The 25,758-nt window shown below is 72.4% G+C and carries 17 protein-coding genes; 2 read left to right on the forward strand and 15 right to left on the reverse strand.

Going from position 1 to position 25,758, the window contains the following annotated elements:
* Positions 1-167: 167 nt before the first annotated feature.
* The 4 genes from ACIA47_RS19220 to prmC all read right to left on the reverse strand — a co-directional run bounded on the left by ACIA47_RS19220 (position 168) and on the right by prmC (position 4,592).
* A complete protein-coding gene (locus tag ACIA47_RS19220; RefSeq protein ID WP_396709522.1) occupies positions 168-2,279 on the reverse strand; it encodes a transglycosylase domain-containing protein in 2,112 nt (703 codons plus the stop codon).
* 106 nt (positions 2,280-2,385) lie between these two features.
* On the reverse strand, positions 2,386-2,997 hold the full coding sequence (locus ACIA47_RS19225; protein ID WP_112583592.1) for a phosphotyrosine protein phosphatase: 612 nt from the start codon (positions 2,995-2,997) through the stop codon (positions 2,386-2,388).
* On the reverse strand, positions 2,998-3,645 hold the full coding sequence (locus ACIA47_RS19230) for an L-threonylcarbamoyladenylate synthase (protein ID WP_091406475.1): 648 nt from the start codon (positions 3,643-3,645) through the stop codon (positions 2,998-3,000).
* Positions 3,645-4,592, reverse strand: coding sequence for a peptide chain release factor N(5)-glutamine methyltransferase (prmC, locus tag ACIA47_RS19235; protein WP_396709524.1), 948 nt, complete (start codon positions 4,590-4,592; stop codon positions 3,645-3,647). Before prmC ends, ACIA47_RS19230 begins: the two co-directional genes overlap by 1 nt.
* A gap of 73 nt (positions 4,593-4,665) precedes the next feature.
* Here prmC and ACIA47_RS19240 point away from each other — a divergent pair, with 73 nt between their 5' ends.
* Positions 4,666-6,210: a diguanylate cyclase gene (locus ACIA47_RS19240; protein WP_112583594.1), complete on the forward strand. Its 1,545-nt coding sequence runs from the start codon at positions 4,666-4,668 to the stop codon at positions 6,208-6,210.
* Between the two features lie 66 nt (positions 6,211-6,276).
* On the opposite strand, the gene prfA is transcribed toward ACIA47_RS19240, so the two are convergent.
* Entirely contained in the window at positions 6,277-7,365 is a 1,089-nt protein-coding gene (gene prfA / locus ACIA47_RS19245) for a peptide chain release factor 1 (protein WP_396709527.1), read from the reverse strand.
* 133 nt (positions 7,366-7,498) lie between these two features.
* A complete protein-coding gene (rpmE, locus tag ACIA47_RS19250) occupies positions 7,499-7,723 on the reverse strand; it encodes a 50S ribosomal protein L31 (RefSeq protein ID WP_124821187.1) in 225 nt (74 codons plus the stop codon).
* A 275-nt stretch (positions 7,724-7,998) separates the two neighbouring features.
* Between rpmE and ACIA47_RS19255 the strand changes: the two genes are divergently transcribed.
* Positions 7,999-8,895 (forward strand): AAA family ATPase, encoded by an 897-nt coding sequence (locus ACIA47_RS19255; RefSeq protein ID WP_396709530.1) that lies wholly within the window; start codon positions 7,999-8,001, stop codon positions 8,893-8,895.
* Between the two features lie 40 nt (positions 8,896-8,935).
* Here the strand turns inward: ACIA47_RS19255 and ACIA47_RS19260 are convergent, their stop codons facing one another.
* From ACIA47_RS19260 to lysA, 9 genes are all read right to left on the reverse strand, one after another.
* On the reverse strand, positions 8,936-12,430 hold the full coding sequence (locus ACIA47_RS19260) for a phosphodiester glycosidase family protein (protein ID WP_396709532.1): 3,495 nt from the start codon (positions 12,428-12,430) through the stop codon (positions 8,936-8,938).
* Positions 12,431-12,667: 237 nt separating this feature from the next.
* On the reverse strand, positions 12,668-14,914 hold the full coding sequence (gene rho, locus ACIA47_RS19265; RefSeq protein ID WP_396709535.1) for a transcription termination factor Rho: 2,247 nt from the start codon (positions 14,912-14,914) through the stop codon (positions 12,668-12,670).
* Positions 14,915-15,211: 297 nt separating this feature from the next.
* Complete coding sequence (gene thrB, locus ACIA47_RS19270; protein ID WP_396709537.1) at positions 15,212-16,156, reverse strand: homoserine kinase; 945 nt, start codon at positions 16,154-16,156, stop codon at positions 15,212-15,214.
* Positions 16,157-16,220: 64 nt separating this feature from the next.
* Positions 16,221-17,465 (reverse strand): MFS transporter, encoded by a 1,245-nt coding sequence (locus ACIA47_RS19275; RefSeq protein ID WP_091405921.1) that lies wholly within the window; start codon positions 17,463-17,465, stop codon positions 16,221-16,223.
* An 11-nt stretch (positions 17,466-17,476) separates the two neighbouring features.
* Complete coding sequence (locus ACIA47_RS19280; RefSeq protein ID WP_396709540.1) at positions 17,477-18,295, reverse strand: polysaccharide deacetylase family protein; 819 nt, start codon at positions 18,293-18,295, stop codon at positions 17,477-17,479.
* A 159-nt stretch (positions 18,296-18,454) separates the two neighbouring features.
* Positions 18,455-21,733, reverse strand: a complete 3,279-nt coding sequence (locus ACIA47_RS19285) for an efflux RND transporter permease subunit (RefSeq protein WP_396709542.1) — start codon at positions 21,731-21,733, stop codon at positions 18,455-18,457.
* Between the two features lie 130 nt (positions 21,734-21,863).
* Positions 21,864-22,913 (reverse strand): threonine synthase, encoded by a 1,050-nt coding sequence (gene thrC, locus ACIA47_RS19290; protein ID WP_112625875.1) that lies wholly within the window; start codon positions 22,911-22,913, stop codon positions 21,864-21,866.
* Positions 22,914-23,052: 139 nt separating this feature from the next.
* Entirely contained in the window at positions 23,053-24,363 is a 1,311-nt protein-coding gene (locus ACIA47_RS19295; protein ID WP_203121472.1) for a homoserine dehydrogenase, read from the reverse strand.
* 8 nt (positions 24,364-24,371) lie between these two features.
* On the reverse strand, positions 24,372-25,757 hold the full coding sequence (gene lysA / locus ACIA47_RS19300) for a diaminopimelate decarboxylase (RefSeq protein ID WP_112583605.1): 1,386 nt from the start codon (positions 25,755-25,757) through the stop codon (positions 24,372-24,374).
* Position 25,758 lies beyond the last annotated feature (1 nt).

A 25,758-nucleotide genomic window follows, 5' to 3' on the forward strand; every position in this document is an offset into this window, starting at 1 on the left:
CGGGCCGGGGTGCGCCCTACCCGCGCGTCGCGCGCTACCCCGCGTCGATCTTGGAGTTGTGGTGCCTCACAAAAAGGGCGCTCATGGATTCAACGCCCACCACAACTCCATGATCGACTGGGCGGGGCCGGGCTGGGGTGGGCGGGGTGGGGTGGGGTGGGGTGGGGTTAGTTGCCGGCTTGGGGTTGGGTTTGGAAGGCGGTTCGTTCGCTCGGCGGGACGAAGTCGCGGACCGGTTGGTCGCGCAGGGCGGAGGCGAGCACCTCGCCGACCGCGTTCACCATCTGGGCCTGCACCGCCTGACCGACCGCATCCCGGGGATCGTCCGGGTTCGCGGCCATCGAGGCGACCGCGAGCTGCGGCGTGAACGCCACCACCGTCTCCGTCTCGTACCGTTCCGAACTGCCGGTCTTGCCCGCCACCGGACGGCCGAGCTTCGCCCGCAACCCGGGTGCGGTGGCGCCGTCGCAGCGCCCGTACATCGACTGGTCGCCGACCGGGCAGCGGGCCGCGTCGGTGGCCGCCCGCGCCACGTCGGGGTCGAGCACCTGTCGGCAGTCCGGCTTGGCGGCGTCGACCGGCCGGCCGCCCGAGTCGGTGATCGAGACCACCGGCAGCGGTGCACACCAGGTCCCCTCGGCCGCCACCGTGGCGTACGCGCTGGCCAGGTCCAACGGGGTGGTCGCGGCCACGCCCAGGGTGAACGGACCCCAGTCCTTCGCGCCGTAGCGGGCCAGCTTGGCGTCGGACTCGGCCCGCAGCACGATGCCGAGCCGCTCGGCCATCTCCACCACCCGGTCGGCGCCGACCTTCTCGGTGAGCCAGGCGAAGTACGTGTTCACCGAGCGACCGAACGCGCTCCACATGGTGCGGGGCCCGTCCATCGACGACGGGCTGGCGTTCGCCGGGCACCACCGTCCGTCGCAGCTCGCTCCCCCGGTCACCGGGAAGCGGGTGAGCAACTGGGTCGGCGCCACGAAGTCGGTCGACAACGGCAGGCCGGACTCCAGCGCGGCCAGCAGGGTGAAGAGCTTGAACGTCGAGCCGCCCTGGTACCCCTCGATCGCGCCGCCGCCGGCGATCAACTGGTTGACGGTGTTCGGACGGTTCTTCTGCCCGACCGGGTTGTCCGCCACGCTGTAGTTCCGGTTCACCGACATCGCCAGCACCCGCCCGGTGCCCGGTTGCACCACGGCGGTGGGCACCGCCTCGGCCCTGGTCGTCGGGTAGATCTTCAGCACCTGCTCGGTGGTGGCCCGCTGCACCCCCGGGTCCAGCGACGACACGATGGAGAACCCGCCCCGGCGCAGCGCGCGCTGCCGCTCGTCGGCGGTCGCCCCGAACGCGGACTGGCTGCTCCACCAGCGGGTGAACCAGTCGCAGAAGAAGCCCCAGTCGTTGTGGGCGTCGGGTACGCCCGTGCAGTCGTTCGGGGTCTCGCTGGGCCGCAGTTGCAACGGCTCCGCACGCGCCGCCGCCGCCGCGTCCGCCGGCACCTGCCCCGTCTCCACCAGCCGCTCCAACACGTACGACCGCCGGGCCACCGCGCTGTCGGCGTCGCCGTTGATCGGATCGTCGCTGTCCGGCGAACGCACCAGACCGGCGAGCAGTGCCGCCTGGGCCAGGGTCAGCTCGGCCGGGGAGCGGGAGAAGTACCGCTTGCTGGCCGCCGCGATGCCGTACGCCCCGGCACCGAAGTAGGCGATGTTGAGGTAGCGGGTCAGGATCTCGTCCTTGTCGAGTTCCCGCTCCAACGCGAGCGCGTACCGCATCTCCTGGAGCTTGCGGACGGTGGTGAGTTCGGTGGCGGCGTCGCGCTGCGCCTCGGTCAGTCGGGGATCGTTGCTGAGCACGTTACGGACGTACTGCATGGTCAGCGTGGAGGCGCCCTGCCGGGTCCGGCCGTCGCGCTTGTTGACGGTGAACGCGCGCACCACGCCCCGCAGGTCGACCCCGCTGTGCTGGTAGAACCGGACGTCCTCGGCGGCCACGATCGCCCGGCGCATCACCGGAGCCACCTCGTGCAGCGGCACGTCCACCCGGTCCTCCTGGTAGAAGGAGGTGATCAGGGTGGTGCCGTCGTTGGCGTAGAGGTTGGAGCGCTGCGCGGTGGGCGGCGTCCGGAGTGTGTTCGGCAGCTCCGAGTACGGCGTCGACAGGGCGCTGAAGCCGATCCCGAAGACCAGGGCCGCGGGTAGGGCGGCGGCGGCCAGCACCAATCCGGCCAGCACTCCGGCGATCACCACGGTCAGCAGTTTGTCGAGTTGGGCCCGGATCATCAGCTCTCCCCGCAGGAGCCGGTCACGCTAGGACCCGTTCAGAATGACCCGGAACGCCCCTTTAGCCCTGGGTTTTCCCCAAACCCGGAGGAAACTCGCACCACGCTCAGGGCAGCAGCGCGCCGGCCAGCGGGTGGACCGTCTCCTCGATCTCGTCGGCGACCCGGCTGAAGCACTGGTCGCCACGACCCCACGGGTCGTCCAGATCATCGGTGGCCAGAGCCGAAGCGCCCAGCCGCGCGTCGTGAGCCGCCGCCACCAGGGCCACCCCCCGGGCGTACACGGCCTCCGGGGTGGCGTCACCCGGCGGCAGCGCGGCGGCGTCCACCGCGGCCAGCAGCCGGCCGAACTCGCCCAGCACGAACGTGCGGGCCGCCGCGTCCGGACGAAGCGCCACCACGTACTCCTGCTGGTCGGCGGTGGCGGTCAGGACCAGGTCGGCGGCGTCGATGTGGTCCGAGCGCAGCTTGCGCGCGGCGAACCCGGCCACGTCCCCACCACGGCCGGTGACCTGTCGTGCCGCCGGCGGGTTCATCTCCTCGCCCGCGTGCCAGCCACCCGTGCCGGCGCTGTGGCTGTGCACCAACTCCTCGGCCTGGGCCGGGTCCTGCGAACGCCGGGTCAGCCGCTCCCGCACGGCCAGGGCGAGCAGCCGCTCCGCCATCGGCGAGCGGCAGATGTTGCCCATGCAGACGTGCAGAACAGTGAACGGGGGCACTCAGACCGCCCGACCGTCGACGAGATCCGGAACCACGTCACGCAGCTTCTCCAGCGGGATCGCCCCGGCCCGCAGCAACTGCGGCACCTCACCGGTCAGATCCACGATCGTGCTGGGCACCGGGTCCGGGCAGGGGCCGGCCTCCAGATAGGCCCGCACCGAGTAGCTGAGCTGGTCACGCGCCTCGTCGGCGGTGACCGCAGCCGGCTGGCCGGTCTTGTTGGCCGACGAGACCGCCATCGGACCGGTTTCGCGCAGCACCTCCAACGCCACCGGGTGCAGCGGCATCCGCACCGCCACCGTGCCGGTCTTGTCGCCCAGGTCCCACTGAAGGCTCGGCGAGTGCTCGACCACGATCGTCAGGGCACCCGGCCAGAACGCCTCCACGAGGTCCCGTGCGGCCGTGGGCAGCGAGAAGACCAACCCGTCCAGGGTGTGCCGCGAGCCGATCAGCACCGGCGGCGGCATCTGCCGCCCCCGGCCCTTGGCATCGAGCAGCGCCTTCACCGCGTACGGGGTGAACGCGTCCGCGCCGATCCCATACACGGTGTCCGTCGGAAGAACGACCAGCTCGCCGTTCTTGACCGCCTCGATCGCCGCAGCGATGCCGCGGTCCCGGTCGGCGGGCGACCGGCAGTCGTAGAGCATCACGAGGAGTCAGTCTGCCACGCCGCCTCGATCGGGGCGTGCTGGCCGTCCGCCCGTCGGGACGCGGTCGCGTAGCGGGGACGCCCGGTGAGGTCCAGATGCTCCTCCACAGCGGTGAAGCCGCCGTCCTGGGCGAGCAGCTCGGGCACCGCCGCGCCGTGGGTGTCGTCGTGTTCGACGCCGAACACGCCCCCCGGGCGCAACAACACCGCCGCCCGGGCGACGACCGGCCGGATCACCACCAGGCCGTCCGCGCCACCGAAGACCGCCTCCGCCGGGTCGTGCCCGGCCACCTCCGGCGCAACCACCACGTCGTCCGGCACGTACGGCGGGTTGCAGAGCAGCACGTCCACCCGGCCCACCAGCTCGGCCAGCAGGTCCGGCGCGGTCACATCGGCCTCGACGACCTCGATCGGTCGGTCTCCCGCCGCGGCGCGCTCCGCCGCGTTGCGCCGCAACCAGGCCAGCGCCGCCGGGGACCGCTCCACCGCGATCACCCGCGCTCCCGGCAGCTCCTGAGCCACCGCCAGGGCGATCGCGCCCGAGCCGCTGCACAGGTCCACCACCACCGGGTCGGGCCAGCCCTGGGCCTGCTCGACACCCCAGCCGGCCAACAGCTCGGTCTCCGGCCTGGGCACGAAGACACCCGGGCCGACCGACAGCTCCAGGTGCCGGAACCCGGCCCGACCGGTCAGGTGCTGCAACGGCTCCCGCGCGACGCGGCGGCGCGTCAACTCGTCGAGCCGCACCAACTGGTCGTCGCTGAGGTCGTCGGCGAGAGCCAACCGACCCCGGGGAACCCCGAGCACGTACGCCGCCAGCAACTCGGCCTCCACCCGGGCGGAGCCGACCCCGGCGGCGGCGAGCGCGCGGGCCGCTCGGGCCACCGCGGCGGACGGCCGGATGGGGCCTGTCCCTTCGGGGGGGTGTTGCGGCAAAGTACTCACGACATAATCATGAAGCGTCGCGGGCGGCGTGACGAACAGGTGCGCCCAGGCGCGCACGACAGGAGGTTGGCGGGTGGGCTGGCTCGACCGGGTCGATGACCAGGTTGACGCCCTGACGCACGCCCGGGCGTTGCAGGAGGCTAGCCGCTCCGCGGAGGCGTACGTCCTGCTGGAGCGTGTGATCCGCACCACCAACGACCCGGCGGCGCGAGCGGACGCGATGGTGCAGCGCCTCTCCGCGCTGATCAATCTCGGTCGGACCGCGGAGTTCACCCGGGCCATCGAAGAGGCATCGGCGGCGGTCCGCGACCTCGCCGAGCCCTATCTGCACGGTCACCTCAACGCCCTTGCTGCGCTCGCCGCGCACCACCAGGGCGCACTGGACCGCTGCGTCATGCACCTCGTCCGGGCGGCCCGGGCGCTGGGCGCGGTCGCCGACCCGGACCGGGACACCGCCTGGGGCTGGCACGACCTGGCCATGGCCTACAGCTACCTCAGCTTCCACGGGTACGCCCTGGGGGCCATCGAACGGGCCCGTCAGCTCGGGCTGACCGCCGGGATCCCGGAGGAGACGTTCGCCGCGCCGGGCATCCGGCTGCGCAACGCCGTGGCCCTGGACCACAACGGCGACAGCGACGGTTGTCTGCGGGTGCTCCGGGACGTGGCCGCCGACCTGACCCGCTTCGTCCGCGCCGGGCGGGCCAGCCAGCTACGCCCGAGCAGCCTCGCCGCGTACGGCTACGCGGCGGCCCGACAGGCCGCGCTCGGCGACCAGGTGGCGACCGAAGGCCCCGAGCCGGCCCGGTTGATCACCCACGGCGGAGACAGCGCCCGCGCCCGCGACCTGCGTCAACTCGGGCAGGTGTGCCTCGCCGTCGCCGACGGTCGGCCGATCGAGGCGGTCGCCCGACTGGACACCGTCCAGGTCTCCAACGAGACGCTCGGGGCGGCCGAGCCGGCCCGGCTGCGCAGCATCGCGTTGACCCGCGCCGGGGACCACCTGGCGGCGCACCGGGCCGACCGGCTGGCGTTCCGGCTCGCCGCGCAGCGCAACGACCGGCTGCGCGACGTCTACATCGACGGCATCGCCGCCCGCATCGACCACGAGGAGATGCGCCGCGAGGCGGCACGCTTCGAGGGCGAGGCGTTGACCGACCCGCTCACCGGGCTGCCCAACCGCCGCCGGTTGGAGCGCTACATCACGGCCGTGGTCACCCGCGGCGATCGGGTGGTGATCGGCGTCTGCGACCTGGACGGCTTCAAGGCGGTCAACACCCGGCACGGGCACCACTCCGGCGACCTGGTGCTGCAACGCATCGCCGGCGTGATCAACCGGGTGATGCGTCGGGGCGACTTCGTGGCCCGCTACGGCGGTGACGAATTCGTGGTGGTGCTGCCGGACACCGGCATGACCGAGGCCGCCGAGGTGGCCCGCCGGATCGAAGCCGCCGTCCGCCTGGAGGACTGGGAGTCGTTGGTCCCCGGCACCCCGGTCGGGGTCAGCATCGGCTTCGCCGAGGTCTCCGGTGGCAGCGGGCTGCGCGACGCGCTCAGCGTCGCGTTCGAGCAGGCCGACCGCGAGATGCTCCGCGCCAAGACCCGCCCCCGCGCGAGCTGACCCCGGCCGGCTGGCGCGCGCCGGCGCCGGCGCCAGCGCCGGCGCTGGCGTCGATGGCGGTTGCGGTCAGCGGCGGGTCAGCTCGGTGTCGCCGGCGAGCCGGGCGGCCCGGTCGGCCTCGGTGAGGGCGTCCAGCACCCCGTCCAGCTCGCCGCCGAGTGCCAGATCCAGGTTGTACGCGGTGTAGCCGATCCGGTGATCGGTGATCCGGTTCTGCGGGAAGTTGTAGGTGCGGATCCGCTCCGAGCGGTCCACGGTGCGCACCTGCGCCTTGCGCGCGTCCGAGGCGGCGGCGTCGGCCTGCTCCTGGGCGGCCGCGAGCAGCCGCGCCCGCAGGATCCGCATCGCCTGCTCCCGGTTCTGCAACTGGGACTTCTCGTTCTGGCAGGAGACGACGATGCCGGTCGGCAGGTGGGTGATCCGCACCGCCGAGTCGGTGGTGTTCACCGACTGGCCACCCGGACCGGACGAGCGGAACACGTCGATGCGCAATTCGTTCTGGTCGATCGTGACGTCGACGTCCTCGGCCTCCGGCAGCACCAGCACCCCGGCGGCGCTGGTGTGGATCCGGCCCTGCGACTCGGTCACCGGGACACGCTGCACCCGGTGCACGCCGCCCTCCCACTTGAGCCGCGACCAGACGCCGTTGCCGCCGTCCGGTACACCCTTGGTCTTGATCGCCAGGGAGACGTCCTTGACCCCGCCGAGGTCGGAATCCTGTGCGTCGATCACCTCCGTGACCCAGCCGTGCCGCTCGGCGTACCGGGTGTACATCCGCAACAGGTCACCGGCGAACAGCGCCGACTCCTCGCCACCCTCACCGGCCTTGATCTCGACGATCACGTCCTTGGCGTCGTGCGGGTCGCGCGGCATGAGCAGCTCGGCGAGCCGCTCCTCCAGCACCGGCAGGGAGCCGGCGATGACATCCGCCTCAGCCGCGAAGGACGGGTCCTCGGCGGCCAGCTCGCGAGCCGCGGCCAGATCGGCGCGGGCCTGCTCCAACTCGTCGGCGGCCTTGTGCAGCGGCACCAGCTCGGCGTACCGGCGGCCGACCCTGCGCGCGGTGGCCTGGTCGGCGTGGATGGCCGGATCGGCCAACCGCTTCTCCAGCTCCGCGTACTCGTCGAGAAGGCCGGCCAGACGCTCGCTGCTCATGCTGCGGATGCTCCTTCGACGGTGCGCGACGACCGGGCCGGGGCCGGAAAGCCAGCGGCCGGGCGGAAACGGAGGAAAATGCGGACGGCGCCCGCATCCGGCGGAAAACCGGACGCGGGCGCCGAACGAGGAGTTACTTGGCCTTCTTGGCCTGAACCTTGGCGTACTTCTGCTGGAACTTCGCGACCCGGCCGGCGGTGTCGAGAACGCGCTGCTTACCGGTGTAGAACGGGTGGCAGGCGCTGCAGGTCTCGGCGTGGATCGCCCCGCCCTTGGCGGTGCTGCGGGTCGTGAACGTGTTGCCACAGGAGCAGCTGACCTCGGTGGTCACGTACTCCGGGTGGATGCCTGACTTCATCTCGCCTCGGTCCTCTCGTTGGTGGTCGCCGGGTCGCCGTCATCGCTCGTCGCGCCGTACGCGACGGGCTCGGGCGTGAACCGGAACCGGTGGCCGATTGACCAGTGTGCCATGGGCCTGAGCCGACCCGGTAATCGGGCCGCACACCTCGTCCGGCATCGTCAACACGTGCCTACCCGTCCGCATTCCCGCCGGCCAACGGGGCATTCGCGCACCCGGCGGATCGCCGCCAGGTACCCCGGCCGGGGTACACCCGTCGAGCCGAAGGTGCGTCGATGACCCGCCTGATCGCCACCCGGGGACTGCCCGCCTCGGGCAAGACGACGTTCGCCCGCACGCTCCAGCCCTCCGTGGTCCGGGTCAACCGGGACGACCTGCGCCGGATGCTGCACGGCGAGCGGCTCTTCACCCAGTGGGCCGAGGCCCAGGTGACCGTCGTCCAGCGGGCCCAGGTCGAGGCGTTGCTGCGGGCCCGCGCGGACGTCTGCGTGGACGACACCAACCTGCGCTCACGGACGCTGCGTGACTGGGCCGAGCTGGCCGCCCGCCACGGCGCGGACTTCGAGGTGCACGACTTCACCGACGTGCCACTGGACGAGTGCCTGCGCCGCGACGCCGCCCGGCCGGCCGCCGACCAGGTCGGTGCGGACGCGATCCGCCGGCTGCACGAGCGGTACCTGGAGGGTCGGGAGTTGCCGTTGCCGGTGCCGCAGGCCCGTACCGGACGCCCCGCCGTGGTGCACCCGCCGTCGACCGAGCCACCGGAGATCGTCCTGGTGGACATCGACGGCACCGTCGCGCTGGCCGTCTCCCGCAGCCCGTACGACATGACCCGGGTGGGCCAGGACCAGCCGAACGCGGCGGTGATCGCGGCGGTCCGGGCGATGCACGCCGCCGGGTACGGGGTGGTCTTCTGCTCCGGGCGGGACGCCTCCGCCCGCGCGGCCACCGAGGCGTGGCTGGCCCGGCACGTACGAGTGCCCTACCTGGGCCTGCACCTGCGGGCCATCGGCGACTCCCGGAAGGACTCGATCGTCAAGCGGGAGATCTACGACCGGGAGATCCGGGATCGTTACCGGGTGGCCGGCGTCTTCGACGACCGTGTCCAGGTGGTCCAGATGTGGCGATCCCTCGGTCTCACCGTCTTCCAGGTGGCCGACGGCGACTTCTGAGGTGTCCGGACGGGCCCCGCGGGGGGCCCGTCCGGACAGTTCACCCGGTGACGGTGATGGTGGCCTCGGCACGGGCGCCGTTGACCTCGACCGTCAGGCGTATCGGCGCGCCGGGCCGCAGTGCCGTCAGGGTGCCGGTGGCCGGGTCGAATCGGGCGGTGTGCCAGGGGCGCACCCCGGCCGCCGAGCCGACGTGCACTCCCGGCGAGGCCGACCAGTCGGCGCTGACCGGCGCGGCCACCGGGACCGTACGCCCGCCGGGCTGGGTCAGCGTGGCGGTGACCGCCGCAGGGGTGCCGAGCGCGACGCTGGCCGGGGCGGCCACCGTGAGGCGGTCGGCGTGCACGTGGAACTCCGCGTCCACCCAGCGCGGGCCCTCGGCGAGCGGGTTACGGCGGGCGCGGTCGGCCTCGACCGGGGTCACCGGGTCCACGCCGAACTCCGTCCAGCCGGTGAAGCCGCCCTGGTCGGCAGGGGTGGACGGCGTCTTGCCCGCATTGCCGTTGATCACGTACGGCACCCCGTCCACCCGGTCGGCGTGGAAGGTGCCGACGTGCCCGCCCACGAAGAGCGCGCCCTTGCCGGTGTGGTGCTGGAAGTCGGCCAGCCACTGCTCCAGCAGCGCCGCCTCCTTGCGGTCGCCGAGCTGGCTGGCCTGCGCCGGGCTGGGGTCGCGCGGCGGGTGGTGGTGCAGGACGACGACCGAACCCACGCGCCGGTCGGTGGCCGCCGCGTCCAGCGTCTCGCGAAGCATCCGTACCTGGTCGAAGCCTCCGCCGCGCAGCGTCCCGGTGGACGAGTTCAGCGTGACGAACCGGGTGCCGTTGTGGTCGAACACCCGGGAGGTGGCACCGAACGCGGCCGCGAAGTTGCTGATCGGGGCGCCCATGATCTCGTGGTTGCCGGGCACGTAGTACCAGGGCAGCGCGTCGCCCAACTCCTCGTCGAGGATCCGCCGGGCCAGCGCGAAGTCGGCCGGGTAGGCGGTGTCCACGAAGTCGCCGTTGATCAGGAGGAAGTCCGGCCGGGCCGCCCGCACCTCGCGCAACGTCCGCCGGGCCTGGGCGACCAGGTCGCTGTCCGGTTCGGCGGCGACGAACTGGGCGTCGGAGAGCACCGCGAACCGCCACGGCGCGCCGTCCACAGTGCCGTCGCGGACCACCACCCGATCGGTACGCGGGGCCACCTCCGGCACGTCGACAGTCGGGGGCACCTTCGCCACCAGGTCGTCGATGATCACCTCGCTGGTGTACTGCGCCGCGGCGTTCGTCTCGGCGACGTAGAAGCGGCGTACCCGCACCGGGTACTGCACCCCGGCCGGCACCGCGAACTCCACGTACCGCCAGCCGGTCCAGGTGATCAGCGGGCCACGCAGCACGTGCTGGGTGTCCTGGGCGTCGTGCAGGTGCAGGCTGGGCCACTCCCCGGTGCCGTTGCCGTGGATCCACATCCCGAAGGCCTGCGGCTGACCGGGCACCTCGATCCAGGCGGGCGGGTCGGCGTACGCGGCCCGCGTGCCGGTGGACTGGCTGAAGTCGTACGACATTCGCAGGCCGGTGCCGGTGTGCCCGGGCGCCGGCGCTACCGAACCGCTGGCGCGGGCCTGGCTGAACCGCCAGGACGAGGCGTCGTCGAAACCGGCGACCGGCACGTCGGTCAGCCCGACGGTGACCGGCAGGACAGCGCTGGTGCGTCCGACGTGAACGGTCACCAGGGCCGAACCGGTGTCCCGCAACGCGGCGATGGACAGGTTGCCGTCCCCGGTGGGGGTGATCCGCAGCAGGTCCCGGTCGTAGTCGAGGGTGAGGTCGGCCGGCTCGATCGGGGCGGTGTTGCCTTCGGCGTCGTACCCGACCACGCCGACCAGGGCGTTGCCGTCCCGGCCGGTCAGCCCGACCCGCGGCGCGGTGGTGCCGATCCGGGCCAGCGGGCCGAGCACTGTGAGGTTCAGCGAGCCGGTGACGTGCCCCCGTGCGGCGGTGACCGTGCTGGCCCCCGGTGCGCCGGCGCGGAACACGCCGTCACGGGCGACCCGGCCGCGTACCGCCGGGGTCGCCCGCCAGGTGGGGGCGCCGGCCGCCGGGCCGTACGTCTCGTCGTAGCCGGAGGCGGTGAGGGTGCGGGTCAGCCCCGGGAAGACCCGGTCGGGCCGCCCACCTCGCACCGGTGAGACGCCCGGGGCGGCGGTGGGGTCGCTGGCCGTCTCGACCCAGTAGCCGGTGAGTCGGCCGCTGCCCTTCGGCGCGTAGATGGCCAGGCCGTTGGGCACGGCCCGCTCGCTGCCGTCGGAGGGGCCGTTCTCCAGCTGCACGGCGGCCGCGCCGGGCTCCCGGGCCAGCAGCGTGGACGATCCGCCGCCATCCAGGTTGAGCGCGTGGTGAGCGCCCAGCTCGGCCATCATCCGGCCCATCTCGGTCTGCGTCACGCCGCGGCTGTCGACCTGACGGCCGTCCACCGTCAGCATGATCATCTTTCGACCGTCGGCGCTGAACCCGACTGCGGTGCGGGGGGCGAGGGTCGGGTCGGCGATGCTCTGCACGACGCCGTCGCGGACCAGGACGTTGCCGCCCCCGACCGCCGCGTGCAGGGTGCTGCCGTCGGAAGGCTTCGGCCGCCAGGCCACCGCCACCGGGTCACCGGGGCGCAGGCCGGCCAGCGCGTCGGCGCCGAGGTCGCGGCCGAGCAGCACGGTGCTGCCTGCGACGATCGGGCCGCTACCGGCCACGCTTCCCACCGCGGCCACCCGACCGCCGGTCACCGTGACCTCGACCACCCGGGCCGCGCCCTCCACGGCACGCTGCCGGGAGTACGTCCCCCACAGCTCGGTGAAGGCGCCGATGCCGTCGGCCTGCACCATGTTGTTGAACTGGGTCAGCGGGACCGGCCCGGTGGGCAGTGTGGCGCTGCCGTCGAAGTTCACCTCGATCACCCGCCCGAGCCCGTTCGTGGTGACCGCCACCGCGTTGCGGTGACCGCTGACGCCCGACTGGATCAGCTCGCCGTTCCGGACGCCGACGCCCTGGGCGGCGCCGGAGTTGTTGATGTCGAAGAAGTCGCCGTTGACCGCGGCGACCGCGTGCGACTGGTCCACCGTCTTTCGCAGCGGCTCGGCTCGGCTGACCGCGCCGGAGTTGACGTAGTCGACGGTGGAGCCGCCGCCCAGGTCGGTGGTGAGCGCATCGGCGCGCAGCCAGCCCTCGGCGTCGTACCGGTCGAAGGACGTCAGCCGCACGCCCGGCGCGACCGGCCGGGTGGCAGTCGTGGTCTCCAGCCCGCCGGCCGGCTCGAGACCACCAGCGTCGGCGGTCGGGGCGGTCGCGACCGTCGGGGCGGCAGCCAGGGTGACCGAGCCGGCGGGGCGGGAGGACGCGGGCGGCGCGTCCTCGGCGATGGTGGGTGAGGCCACTGACGATGAGGCCACGGTGGGTGGGTCGATGGTGGGCGCGGCGGTGGCCGGCGGCGACAGGGCCAGGGCGAGCAGCGGCGTCAGCAGCAGGACGCCGGTGCGGCGGGCGGATCGTCTGCGGGTACGCATGGACGACAGTCAACCCGGATATGAATAGAAGTTTCAATACCTGTCGACTGAACCGAAGGAAAATTCCAACAACTCGCCGCGCCGACATCGCTCCGTCGGCGTCGTCCCCCGCCCGTTGCGGCTCCCACCGATCGCAGGTGCCGGGCCGGCCACCCCCTCCCGGGCAAAGGCGACGAGGTACATGGCGAAGGGGCACGGCCGCGATGGCCGTGCCCCTTCATCGTCACCCGGGGATGGTTACTCCCCCGGCGTCGACTTCGCGATCTGCATCAGGAACTCGATGTTCGTGCGGGACTGCTTGAGCCGGTCCAGCAGGAGATCCATCGCGGCCTGCGAGTCCAGCGAGTGCAGCACCTTCCGGAGCTTGTGGATGATGGCCAGCTCTTCCGGTGCGAGCAGGACCTCTTCCTTACGCGTACCGGACGGGTTGATGTCGATGGCCGGGAAGGTCCGCTTGTCGGCGATCTTCCGGTCCAGCTTCAACTCGGCGTTGCCGGTGCCCTTGAACTCCTCGAAGATGACCGTGTCCGCCATGGACCCGGTCTCCACCAGCGCCGTGGCGATGATGGTCAGCGACCCGCCGTTCTCGATGTTGCGGGCCGCGCCGAGGAAGCGCTTCGGCGGGTAGAGCGCGGTGGAGTCGATACCACCCGACATGATCCGGCCGCTGGCCGGCGCCGCCAGGTTGTACGACCGACCGAGCCGGGTCACCGAGTCGAGCAGCACGACGACGTCGTGCCCAAGCTCGACGAGGCGCTTGGCCCGCTCGATGGCCAGCTCCGCCACGGTGGTGTGGTCCTGCGGCGGACGGTCGAACGTGGCCGCGATGACCTCGCCCTTGATCGACCGCTGCATGTCGGTGACCTCTTCAGGCCGCTCGTCCACCAGCACCACCATCAGGTGGCACTCCGGGTTGTTACGGGTGATCGCGTTCGCGATCGCCTGCAGCACCATCGTCTTACCCGCCTTGGGCGGAGACTGGATGAGTGCCCGCTGGCCCTTGCCGATCGGCATGACCAGGTCGATGACCCGGGTGGTCAGGATGTGCGGCTCAGTCTCCAGCCGCAGGCGCTCCTGCGGGTAGAGCGGGGTGAGCTTGTAGAACTCCGGTCGACGCCGGGCCTCCTCCGGCTCCATCCCGTTGATCGTGTCCAGCCGCATCAGCGGGTTGTACTTGTCGCGCCGCTGGTCGCCGCTGTTGCCGCCCTCTCGGGCCGCCCGCACCGCACCGGTGATCGCGTCACCGCGGCGCAGGCCGTACTTCTTGATCTGGGACATCGAGACGTACACGTCGTTCGGGCCGGCCAGGTAACCGGTCGTCCGCACGAAGGCGTAGTTGTCGAGCACGTCGATGATGCCGGCCACCGGGACGAGCACGTCGTCCTCGTTGACCTGCGGCTCACGCCCGCCGGTGTCGGCACCGGTCTCGGTGCGCTCGCCGCGCCCGCGGCGACGGTCCCGGAAACGGCTGCGCCGGCCGCGCCGGCCGCCACCCTCGTCGTCGTCGTCGCTGTCCCGCTCGGCACGCTGACCACGATCGTTGCGGTCGTTGCGGTCACCGCGATCGGGTCGGTCGTTGCGCTCGGCCCGCTCACCCCGGTCGGAACGCTCGCCCCGGTCGTTGCGCTCGGCACGCTCGCCACGCTCGGTCCGGTCGTTGCGCTCGCCCCGGTCGGCACGCTCGGTCCGCTCGCCCCGGTCGGCACGCTCGGTCCGCTCGCCCCGGTCGGCACGCTCGGTCCGGTCGGTCCGCTCGCCCCGGTCGGCACGCTCGGCCCGATCGGCACGCTCCGGACGCTCGGCACGCTCGCCCCGGTCGGAACGCTCAGTCCGGTCGGCACGCTCAGTCCGGTCGGCACGCTCAGTCCGGTCGGCACGCTCGGTCCGCTCGCCGCGATCGGCACGCTCGGTCCGCTCGCCGCGATCGGCACGCTCGGTCCGCTCGGCCCGGTCGCGGCGGTTCTCGCCACGGTCGGCCCGCTCGCCGGCTTCCGCCTCGTCGGTACGCGTCTCGGTCGCACGCGCCTCGGTCGCACGCGCCTCAGCGGGGCGAGCCTCGGTGGTGCGGGCCTCCGCCGTTGCGGTCCGGCTCCGCCGGGTGCGACTGCGGCCCTCGGTCTCGGCGGCCGGCTCGGCCGGCGCCTGCTCAACACCGCGTCCTTCGGCTGCCGGCCGGTCGGCGGTCTCCCGCACCTCGGCGCGCACCCCCTCGCGGGTCGGGGCGGCCGCGGCCGCGACCTCGGCCCGTGGTCGAGGGGTCCCGGCGGCGTTGCCGCCCTGCCGCTCGGAAATCGCGGCGATCAGCTCGCCCTTGCGCATGCGAGCCGTGCCGGAGATGCCGAGCGACGCAGCCAGGCTCTGCAGCTCTGGCAGCAGCATCGCCGACAGACCGGTGCCGCTACGCCGACGACGGGCGGGAGCGGCGGCGGTGGCATCGCCAGCGACGTTGGAAACATCCGACGTCACGTCGGTGGTGTCGCTCAATGGATTCCTTCCCTCGATAAGGCCGGGACTGCCCGGAGTCGGAGCTCAGGTGGCCGGGCGGCCTCGGTGCACCCGCCTCGCAAGGACGCGTCGCGGGAGTCTGTGACACAGCAGCCGGTCGGTATCCCGACTCACCAACGTCGGTGAGCAGGTCTCGCCGTCTGCGGCGACCTGTGGAAACTGCGGTGCGGCGTGGGCCTTTGGCAGGGGTAGACGGGCTGACCGCCGAGAGCTTCGGGGGTGCGCCGCCCCGCAGGAGATCGCGTGCTTCGCGGCTGTGCTAGGTCTAGAGCGTAATCAACTCTTCCGACCTGCGGCAACAGGGTCCCGCTCGGCGTGTCCAAGTCTACCCCGCGCGACCCGCGCGCCGCTGACGTCTATGGGTAACTGCCAGATCTCCCAGTCTGTTCCCACTGGGAAGCCCGCTGGAGGCTGGCTGAGCGCCAGCACAGTCGGCCCCGCCCCACTGACCACAGCTGCCACATCGGCCCCTCGCAACGCTCTGACCAGGGCAGACGTGCCTGGCATCCCGGCTGCGCGATAATCCTGATGGAGTCGGTCGACGGTGGCCGGCAGCAGCAGGGTCGGGTCCGTGGTGAGCGCGTGCACCAGCAGTGCTGCCCGCCCGGCGGTCAACGCGGCGTCACCGTGCGGCACGGTCGCCGGCAGTGCCGCCCGCGCGGTCGCGGTCAAACCGCGTTCCGCCGGAACGAAAACAGTGGGCCGCACCGCGGCGGCGACCGGCAGGGAGACCGCCCGGGCGCCGCCCGGCTCGGACCAGGCCACTGTGAAACCGCCGAGCAGGCACGGCGCCACATTGTCGGGGTGGCCCTCGATCTCGGCGGCCAGCCGCAACGCGCCGGCGTCGTCGAGGCGGTGCTCCCCATCGACGACCAGGGCGCGGGCCAACAGCACCCCGGCGACGATCGCGGCGGACGAGGAGCCCAGCCCACGTGCCTGGGGGATCCGGTTGACGCACTCCACGCTCAGCCCCGCGGGGTGGGCCCCGAGCACGTCGAACGCGGCGCGCATGGCCCTCACCACCAGGTGCCGGTCGTCGTCGGGCAGCTCACCGGCGCCCTGCCCGGTCACTGTCACCCGGACACCGCCCGAGGCGACCTCGGCGGCCACGTCGTCGTAGAGCCCGAGGGCGAGACCCAGCGCGTCGAAGCCCGGGCCCAGGTTGGCGCTGGTCGCCGGGACGCGGACCCGGACCGGCTCGGCGGTGAAGTTCGTCGGCACGCGCTCATGCTAGGGCGCGGGACCGACGAACCGGTCCCGCGCCCGCTGCCTGGGACCGCAGAGTTCAGCCGGCCGGGTCCGGGACCGGCTCGACGGCCGGATCGGTGAGCGACAGCCGGCGGGTGGCGATCCGCCAGCCGACCGCGTACACGAGGGTGATCAGACCACAGCCGGCGAGCACCACCCGCTCGTCGACCGAGTCCACCACCAGGGCCACCGCCAGTTGACTCACCGAGATCGCCAGCGTCGCCAGCATCATGTCGGTGGCGAAGACGCGGCCCCGCAGCCGGTCCGGAACTTCGCCCTGAAGGGCGAAGTTCGACATCACCCAGTTGCTGCCACCCGCGAAGTGCGCCACGAAGACCAGCAGCAGCACCAGCGGAAACCATCGCACCACCGAGGTGCCCAGGTAGGACAGGCCGTAGAGCGACATGGACAACGCGAGCCCGGGCAGCAGCCAGGCCCGGTTGGTCAACACCCGGCGCATCAGGATCGGCCCCACCAACGCTCCAGCGCCGCGTACCGCGAAGAGCAGACCGGCGCCGAGCGGGCCGACACCGTACACGCCGGCCAGCAGCGGAAACACTGTCAACACGCCGTTGCCCAGGCCCACCGCGGACTTGACCGTGACCAGCGCGAGCACCCGGGGGCGGTGACCGATGTAGCCGAGCGCCTCGCGGACCGCCGACCAGGTCCGCTGTGCCGGTTGGTCGGCGTCCCGGGGCGCCTGCAACGGCCGGCGGATCCGGGTGGCGAGGGCCGCGGCCACCGCTAGGCCCGCCGCCGCGACCCAGAAGCAGACGTACGGGCCGGCAGCGGTGCTGAGCACGCCGCCGAGCGAGGCACCGACCACGGTCATGGTGCCCCAGGCTGAGCCGGCGACGGCGTTGCCCGCGGCGAGTTCGTGCGGCTCCAGCACGTTGGGCAGCGCGGCCTGGGCGGCCGGCGAGTAGAACGCCTTGGCGACCGCCACCACGCCGATCGCGACCAGCGCCAGCCAGGCCGTTCCGGCGTTTCGCACACCGAGCAGCAGCAGCACGCCCGCCAGCGCGGCCACGTTCGCGGCGATCATGATCTTCCGGCGGTCGAAGCGGTCGGCGATCGTGCCGGTGTACGGCAGCAGCAACGCCACGATGCCGGTGTCCACCGCCAACACCAGCGCGCCCCAGACGCCACTGCCGGTCAGGTGCGGCAGCAGCACCAGCAGCGGCACCATGACGAACCAGTCGGCGCCGAAGACCACCAGTTCGGCGAGGAACAGGTTGCGGAAGCTCCGATTGCCGGTCAGAACCGAGAGGGTGGACGCCACGGAGCGCGACCCTACCTGGTCGTCGTCGGAGTCATACCCGCTCCCAGCAGCGCCGAGACCGTGACGAAGGTGTAACCGCGCGATCGTAGCCCGTTGATCATGTCGGTCAGCCCCCGCAGTGCGACCAGCCGTCGGCGCGCCCCCACATCGTGGGCGAGCACGATCGTTCCCGGTCGGACCGCGGCCACGATCCGTAGGGCGTGACCGGCCGGATCGTCGGGGAACTCGCGCTCCACCATCTGCAACGACCAGAGCACCAGGCGATAGTCCAGCCGGGCCGCCGCGTGCAGCACCGCCCCGCCCAGGTGGCCGTACGGCGGGCGGAGGAGCGCCGGCGGCACCCCGGTCAGGTCGGCGATCGCGTCGTGGCTGCGGCGCAGGTCGTCGTACGCCTGGGCGGCGTCCAGTTCGGCCAGGTCCCGGTGCTCCCAGCTGTGGTTCCCCACCTCGTGCCCGGCGAGCCGGTCGCGTACGACCTCGGCGTGCCGGCGGACCTGCGCCCCGACCATGAAGAAGGTGGCCGGCACCCGGTGCTGGGCCAGGGTGTCGAGCACCATGGGAGTCCACTGTGGTGCCGGGCCGTCGTCGAAGGTCAGGGCCACCAGGCGCTGGTTGGTCCGCCCCGACCAGACGACCTCCAGCGCGCCGGAGCCGACACCCTGCTGGCCGTTACCGAGGGTGGCGCCAGCGGGGCCGTCGGCGATCGGCATCCGGCGATGGTTGACCCGCCACGCCTCCGACGTCCCGGTGCCGACGGCCACACCGCCCATCACCAGCAGGCCACGGCGCAGCAGGTCGCGTCGCCCCCACCCGCGCGCGCCCTCGGCCATCCGCCCGCCCCCGCTTCACCCACACCCCCACCCGTCTACGAGGAGTATGCAAGAAGTTACACAAAGTATGGGGGCGTCGAGTCGGAGTGTTTTCGGTCGAATGAAGCTGGAACGCCCCCGGCGAAAATCCGCCGAGGGCGTTCCGAACCGCGCTGCGACCTACTCGGTCGGCTCCGCCGGAGGCAGCGGCGAGGTGCGGCTACGCGGCAGCCGCAGCACCTCGAACTGGTCGGTGCCCTCCACCAACGCGGCCGACGGCGCGGGTCGCCCGGCCGGCTGCACACCCTCGGCCGCAACCGGGGCGGGCGCGGCGCTCGGCACCGCGACCTGGTTCGGCGCTGGCACCTCGTCGGTCTCCGTCGTGGTCACCTCCGACCCTCCGGAGCGCCGCCGTGCGCGCCGACCCCGTAGCGACTCCTTGGTGTGCTCCACCATCGTGTAGAGCGTCGGCACCAGGATCAGCGTGAGCAGCGTCGAGCTGAGCAGACCACCGATCACCACGACCGCCAGCGGCTGAGAGATGAAGCCGCCCTCACCGGTCAACCCGAACGCCATCGGCAGCAGCGCGAAGATGGTCGCCACCGCCGTCATCAGGATCGGGCGCAGCCGGCGACGGCCACCTTCGACCACCGCCTCCCGGACCCCCATGCCCTGCGCCCGGTACTGGTTGATCAGGTCGAGCAACACGATCGCGTTGGTCACCACGATGCCGACCAGCATCAGCACACCGATCAGCGCCGGCACACCGAGCGGCGTCCCGGTGACCAACAGCAGACCGATCGCACCGGTCGCCGCGAACGGAATGGAGATCAGCAGGATCAGCGCCTGGGTGAGGCTGCGGAACGTGGCCACCATGATCAGGAAGACGATGGCGATCGCGGCCAGCACCGCCAGGCCCAGGTCCGCGAAGGCATCCGCCTGATCCGCGCTGACACCACCGATGGTGAAGCTCGCACCAGGCACGTTGATGCCGTCCAGCCGCTTCTGCAACTCCTGGCTGGTCGCGCCCAGGTTCGAGCCGGTCGCCGCGCCGGTCACCGACACGCTGCGCTCGCCGTCGATCCGGGTGACCTGCTGCGGGCCTTCGCCCTGAGTGACCTGCGCGATGTCGCCCAGCCTGACCGGACCAACCGGCAGTGCTCGCAGCTCCTCCACGGTCACCGGCGGCTGCGTGCCCAACCGCAGCACCACGTTCTGCTGCTGGCCGTCGAGCGCTACCTGACCCAGCGGCGCTCCCCGGAACGCCTGCGACAAGAGCTGCCCGACGGCGGCCTCGGTGAGCCCGACCCGACCGGCGGCGACCCGGTCGACCACCACGTCGACCCGCGGCACCCGCGCGGCAAGGCTGGTGGAGACGTCCTCGACGTCCGGGACCCCGGCCATCGCGGCCCGCGCCTCCTCGGTGGCCCGAGTCAGCGCCTCCGGGTCGCCGGCCTGGACGATCACCTCCAGCTGGCTGGTCGACGCCTCCTGCCCGCCACCGAAACTGATTTCACCCACACCGGCGCCGAGCTTGTCGAACTCCTTGCGCAGCACCTCACGCATCTGCTTCGCGTCGGTGTCACCGTCGAGCGCCAGCGACCAGCTGGCGACGTTGTTGCCGCCGCCGCCCGCCCACGGGTTGTCCCCACCGCCCGCGGTCACCTGGTACGTCTCGACACCGTCGGTGCGGGACAGCACCGACTCGACCTGCTTGGCCGCCGCGTCGGTGGCCGCCAGGCCACTGCCGGCCGGCAGCTCCTGGCTCATGTTGAGGGTGTCCTGGCCGGAGTCGTCCAGGAAGTTGGTCTCCAACTTCTGCGCCAGCCCGAAGGTGCCGAAGAGCACCAGCAGGCCGAGCCCGACGGTGATCCAACGGGTCGACCGCTTGCGGGTGGCGAACCCGATCACCGGCAGGTACGCCCGCTGCAACGGGCTGCGCAGCTCCTTCTCCTCCGCGGCGTGCCGTACCGCCTCGTCGTCCGCCGTGCCGCCGCGCGGCTTGAGGAACCAGTACGCGAGGACCGGGATCACGGTCAGCGACACAAGCAGCGAGGCGAGCAGGGCCACCGTCACGGTGATCGCGAACGGCGCGAAGAGCTGACCCACGAACCCGCCGACCAGCGCGATCGGCGCGAACACCGCCACAGTGGTGAGGGTGGACGCGGTCACCGCACCGGCCACCTCGCGGACGCCGGTGATGATGGCGTGCCGTTTCTCCTCGCCGTACTCCAGGTGTCGTTTGATGTTCTCCAACACCACGATCGAGTCGTCGACCACCCGACCGACCGCGATGGTCAACGCGCCGAGGGTGAGCAGGTTGAGCGAGTAGTCACCGATCCACAGGGCGATCAGCGCCACCAGCACGGAGAGCGGGATGGAGACCGCGGTGACCACCGTCGAGCGCACCGACAGCAGGAACACCAGGATGACGATGACCGCCATCACCAGGCCCAGCAGGCCCTCCGTGGTCAGCGACTCGATCGACTTCTCGACGAACGGCGCCTGGTCGAAGACCACTGTCAGCTCCGCGCCGGAGGCGTCCTTCAGGTCGTCGAGCCGGTCCCGGATCTCGTGCGAGATCTGCACGGCGTTGCCGTCCGGTGCCGCGGTGACCGCGATACCGAGGCTGTCCTTGCCGTTGGTCCGGGTGATCGCCGTGGCCGGGGCGAGCTGCTGCTCGACCGTCGCCACGTCACCGAGGCGAACGGGTGCCGCGGCCGGGGCGACCACGATGCCGCGCAGCTCCTCCAGGGTGGAGATCGGGGTGCCGACCTGCACCGGGAGGGCCAACGCGCCGTCGGTCACCGCGCCGGCCGGAACCGCCACGCCGTTGGTCTTCAGCGCCGCGCCGATCGCCGTCGGCTGGATCTTCGCGGCGGCCAATTTCGCCGGGTCCGGGGTGACCACCACGACGTCGTCGCGGGTGCCGGTCACCTCGACCGTGCGTACCCCCTCGATGCCCTCCAGCTCCGGCACCACGGTCGCGCGCAGCTTCTCGGCGAGCGCCCGCTCGTCCGCCGTGCCGGCCGCGGCCAGCACCACCGCCGGAAGGTCGTCGGTACTACCCGCGATGACCTGCGGGTCGACGCCCTCCGGCAGTTGGGCGTCGATCCGGCTCAACGCGGTCTGCATCTTGTTGACCACGTCGTCGAGGTCGGTGCCGAACTCGTACGTCACCTGGACGGTGGCCGCCCCCTCGCGCGAGGTGGAGGTGACCTGGTCCAGCCCCGGGATGCCCTGGAGGGCGTTCTCGATCGGCTCGGTCACCTGCGACTCGACGATCTCGGGGCCGGCGCCGGGGTAGGGAGCCACGATGAACGCGGCCGGGAACTCGAGCGACGGCAGCAGTTGCTGCTTCAGCGACGGCACGGCGAACACTCCGAACACCGTGGTCACCACCGCGATGAGGGCGATCAGCCCTCGGTTGGCGAGGCTGAATCTGGCGAGCAGCGACATCGGCCTGGCTCACTCCTGAACGAGAATGCGGGCGGGGATACCCGAAAGTGTGCCGGACTCGCATACCCCGACCCCCGCCGCCCCCGGGCCGCCCCGGGTGCCGCCTACCCGCCGCCGATCACCGGCGCGCTCAGGCCAGGTCGAGGGCGCGCGCCGCAGCCAGCGGGTCGTTCGCGATGGTCACCGGCGCCGGCGCGGTGGAGATCGCCCATTCCGGGTCCTTCAGCCCGTGGCCGGTCACCGTGCAGACCACAGTGGAACCGGGCGGCACCGCGCCCGCCGCGGCCTGCTGCAGCAGGCCGGCCACGCTGGCCGCGCTGCCCAGCTCGACGAAGACCCCCACCTCGCGGGCGAGCAGACGGTACGCGGAGAGGATCTCCCGGTCGGTCACCGACGCGATCAGACCACCGGAGGCGTCCCGGGCATCCAACGCCTTGGTCCAGCTCGCCGGGTTGCCGATCCGGATCGCGGTGGCGATGGTCGACGGCTCCGGCACCACCTGACCGGTCACGATCGGGGCCGCCCCGGCGGCCTGGAAGCCGTACATCTTCGGGGTGCGGGTGGTGGCGCCGGCGGCCAGCTCCTCCGCGTAGCCCATCCAGTACGCGGAGATGTTGCCGGCGTTGCCGACCGGCAGGCAGTGGATGTCGGGCGCGTCACCGAGCGCCTCGACGATCTCGAAGGCGGCGGTCTTCTGGCCGTGCAACCGGTCGATGTTGACCGAGTTGACCAACGCGACCGGGTAGTCCTGGGCGAGCTTGGCGGCCGTCGCGAGGCAGTCGTCGAAGTTGCCGTTCACCTGGAGCAGCTTGGCGCCGTGCACCAGCGCCTGGGCCAGCTTGCCCAGCGCGATCTTGCCCTGCGGCACCAGCACGGCGCAGGTCAACCCGGCCCGGGCCGCGTACGCCGCGGCGGAGGCGCTGGTGTTGCCGGTGGAGGCGCAGATGATGGCCTTGTTGCCGGCCTCGACCGCCTTGGACACCGCGAGGGTCATCCCCCGGTCCTTGAAGGAGCCGGTCGGGTTGGCGCCCTCAACCTTGAGGTGCACGTCGCAACCGAGCCGGGCGGACAGCACCGGCGCCGGCAACAGCGGGGTGTTGCCCTCGTGCAGCGTGACGACCGGCGTGGCCGCGGTGACCGGCAGCCGATCCCGGTACGCCTCGATCAGACCCCGCCACATGTCGTTCTCCTCGCCTCTACCGCCGTGCCCACCCGATTATCAGGGCCACCTTGGACCAGCCCGCTGGAGTGGTCAATGGCACACCCCGGCTTACCCACCTGGCGGGACGCGCAAGCCGTCCCGTCGATGATGCAACGACTCAGGCGTCGCCCTCGACCCGCAGCACACTGGTCACCGACCGGACGATGTCCAGACCGCGCAGCTCACCGACGGTCGCGGCGAGCGCGGCGTCCGGTGCCACATGAGTGACGATGACCAGCTCGGCGTCGCCGTCGCGGCCCGCCGGCCCGACCGCCGAGCCCTGCCGCACGGTCGCGATCGACACGTCGTGCCGGGCGAACACGCTCGCCACCGAGGCCAGCACACCCGGGCGGTCGGCCACGTCGAGGCTTACGTGGTAGCGGGTCAACGCCTCGCCCATCGGCCGGACCGCGAGGTCCGCGTACGCGCTCTCGCTGGCCGCGCGCACCCCGGCGAGCCGGTTGCGGGACACCGCGACCACGTCACCGAGCACCGCACTGGCGGTGGGCGCGCCACCGGCGCCCCGACCGTAGAACATCAACTGCCCGGCCGCGTCCGCCTCCACGAAGACCGCGTTGAACGCGTCCCCGACGCTGGCCAGCGGGTGGCTGCGCGGGATCATCGCCGGGTGCACCCGGACGCTGACCGTCTCCCGGCCGGTGGGGTCGACACCCCGGGCCGCGATGCAGAGCAGTTTGATCGTGCAGCCCATCGCCTGGGCGCTGGCCATGTCCGCGGCGGTCACCTCGGTGATGCCCTCGCGGTGCACGTCGGCGGCGCCGACCCGGGTGTGGAACGCCAGCGAGGCGAGGATCGCCGCTTTCGCCGCCGCGTCGAAGCCCTCCACGTCGGCGGTCGGGTCAGCCTCCGCGTACCCGAGGGCGGTGGCCTCTTCGAGAGCCTCGGCGAAGCCGGCCCCGGTCGCGTCCATCGCGGAGAGGATGAAGTTGGTGGTGCCGTTGACGATGCCGGTGACCCGGTTGATCCGATCGCCGTGCAGCGACTCCCGCAGCGGGCGCAGCAGCGGGATGGCCCCGGCCACCGACGCCTCGTAGTAGAGGTCGCCGCCGCCCTCGGCCGCCGCCTCGTGCAGGGCCACGCCGTCCTCGGCGAGCAGCGCCTTGTTGGCGGTGACCACGCTCTTGCCGGCGCGCAGCGCCTCGACCAGCCAACTCCGGGCCGGCTCGATGCCGCCGACCACCTCGATCACCACGTCCACGTCGTCGCGCTTGATCAGGCCGAGCGCGTCGGTGGTGAACAGGTCCTCGTCGACCGGCAGGTTGCCCCGGTCGCGGCCGAGCCGCCGCACGGCGATGCCGGCGATCTCCAGCGGAGCGCCGATCCGCGCGGCCAGGTCGGCCGACTGCTCGTGCAGCAGCCGGACCACCTCCTGGCCGACAGTGCCACAGCCGAGCAGCGCCAAGCGCACAGGTGACGTCATCCAACATCCAATGCGAGCAGGTCCTCTTCGGTTTCCCGCCGGACGATCAGGCGCGCCTGGCCGTCGCGTACCGCGACCACCGGTGGCCGGGGCACATGGTTGTAGTTGCTGGCCATGCTCCGGCAGTACGCACCGGTGCCGGGCACTGCGACAAGATCTCCGGGCTGCACGTCGGCGGGCAGGAATTCATCCTTCACCACGATGTCCCCGGACTCACAGTGCTTTCCCACCACGCGGGCGAGCAACGGCTGCGCGGTCGAGGCCCGCGAGGCCAGCGTCGCCGAGTAGGACGCGTCGTAGAGGGCGGTGCGGATGTTGTCGCTCATCCCGCCGTCGACGCTGACGTACGTCCGGAGGCCGTCGAGGTCCTTGACCGTGCCGACCTCGTAGAGGGTGAACACGGCCGGCCCGACGATGGCCCGGCCCGGCTCGATCGACAGGTGCGGCACGGCCAGGTTCTCCGCCGCGCACTCCGAGTCGACGATCTTGCGAAGCCGCTTGGCCAGATCCTGCGGGGTCGCCGGGTCGTCCTGGGTGGTGTACGCGATGCCGAAGCCGCCGCCCAGGTCCAGCTCGGGCAGCTCCACCCCGCGCGCGTCGCGGATCTGCGCCTGGAGGGCGAGCACCCGGCGGGCCGAGACCTCGAAGCCGCTGGCGTCGAAGATCTGCGAGCCGATGTGCGAGTGCAGGCCCCGCAGCTCCAGCACACCCTCGTCGAGGATCTTGAACGCGGCGTTCGCGGCGGCGCCGCCGGCCAGCGAGAAGCCGAACTTCTGGTCCTCGTGGGCGGTGGCGATGAACTCGTGGGTGTGCGCCTCGACGCCCACCGTGACCCGGACCAGCACCCGGGGCCGGACCCCGCGCTCGCGGGCCAGCGCGGTGAGCCGGTCGATCTCGGTGAACGAGTCGACGATGATCCGGCCCACCCCGGCGTCCAGCGCCCGACCCAGCTCGGCGACCGACTTGTTGTTGCCGTGGAAGCCGATCCGCTCCGGCGGCATCCCGGCCGACAGCGCGGTGGCCAGCTCACCACCGGTGCAGACGTCCAGGTGCAGCCCCTCCTCGGCGATCATCCGGACCACCGCCCGGCAGAGGAACGCCTTGCCCGCGTAGAACACGTCCTCGGTCGGGAAGGCCGCCCGGAAGTCGCGGCAGCGCGAGCGCAGGTCGGCCTCGTCGAGGACGTACACCGGGGTGCCGAACTCGGCCGCGATGTCGCGGACGCTCAGGCCCGCGACGGCGACCGCGCCGTCGGCGCCGCGCGTCACCGACCGCGGCCACAGCGCCGGCACGAGGGCGTTGACGTCGGCCGGGGTACGCAGCCAGGCCGGCCCCTGGTTGCTGATGTCCGCGTGCAGCGCACCGGCCTCATGAGCCCTCATG

The sequence above is a fragment of the Micromonospora sp. NPDC051227 genome (genome assembly GCF_044455385.1).
Lineage (GTDB): Bacteria > Actinomycetota > Actinomycetes > Mycobacteriales > Micromonosporaceae > Micromonospora.

Excerpts from the sequence above, each read along its gene's own strand:
- lysA (WP_112583605.1), bottom strand. The coding sequence starts at position 25,757 with ATGAGGGCTCATGAGGCCGGTGCGCTGCACGCGGACATCAGCAACCAG.
- prfA (WP_396709527.1), bottom strand. The coding sequence starts at position 7,365 with ATGAGCAGCGAGCGTCTGGCCGGCCTTCTCGACGAGTACGCGGAGCTG.
- ACIA47_RS19260 (WP_396709532.1), bottom strand. The coding sequence starts at position 12,430 with ATGCGTACCCGCAGACGATCCGCCCGCCGCACCGGCGTCCTGCTGCTG.
- rpmE (WP_124821187.1), bottom strand. The coding sequence starts at position 7,723 with ATGAAGTCAGGCATCCACCCGGAGTACGTGACCACCGAGGTCAGCTGC.
- ACIA47_RS19220 (WP_396709522.1), bottom strand. The coding sequence starts at position 2,279 with ATGATCCGGGCCCAACTCGACAAACTGCTGACCGTGGTGATCGCCGGA.
- ACIA47_RS19280 (WP_396709540.1), bottom strand. The coding sequence starts at position 18,295 with ATGGCCGAGGGCGCGCGCGGGTGGGGGCGACGCGACCTGCTGCGCCGT.
- ACIA47_RS19230 (WP_091406475.1), bottom strand. The coding sequence starts at position 3,645 with ATGCTCTACGACTGCCGGTCGCCCGCCGACCGGGACCGCGGCATCGCT.
- thrC (WP_112625875.1), bottom strand. The coding sequence starts at position 22,913 with ATGTGGCGGGGTCTGATCGAGGCGTACCGGGATCGGCTGCCGGTCACC.
- ACIA47_RS19255 (WP_396709530.1), top strand. The coding sequence starts at position 7,999 with ATGACCCGCCTGATCGCCACCCGGGGACTGCCCGCCTCGGGCAAGACG.
- ACIA47_RS19285 (WP_396709542.1), bottom strand. The coding sequence starts at position 21,733 with ATGTCGCTGCTCGCCAGATTCAGCCTCGCCAACCGAGGGCTGATCGCC.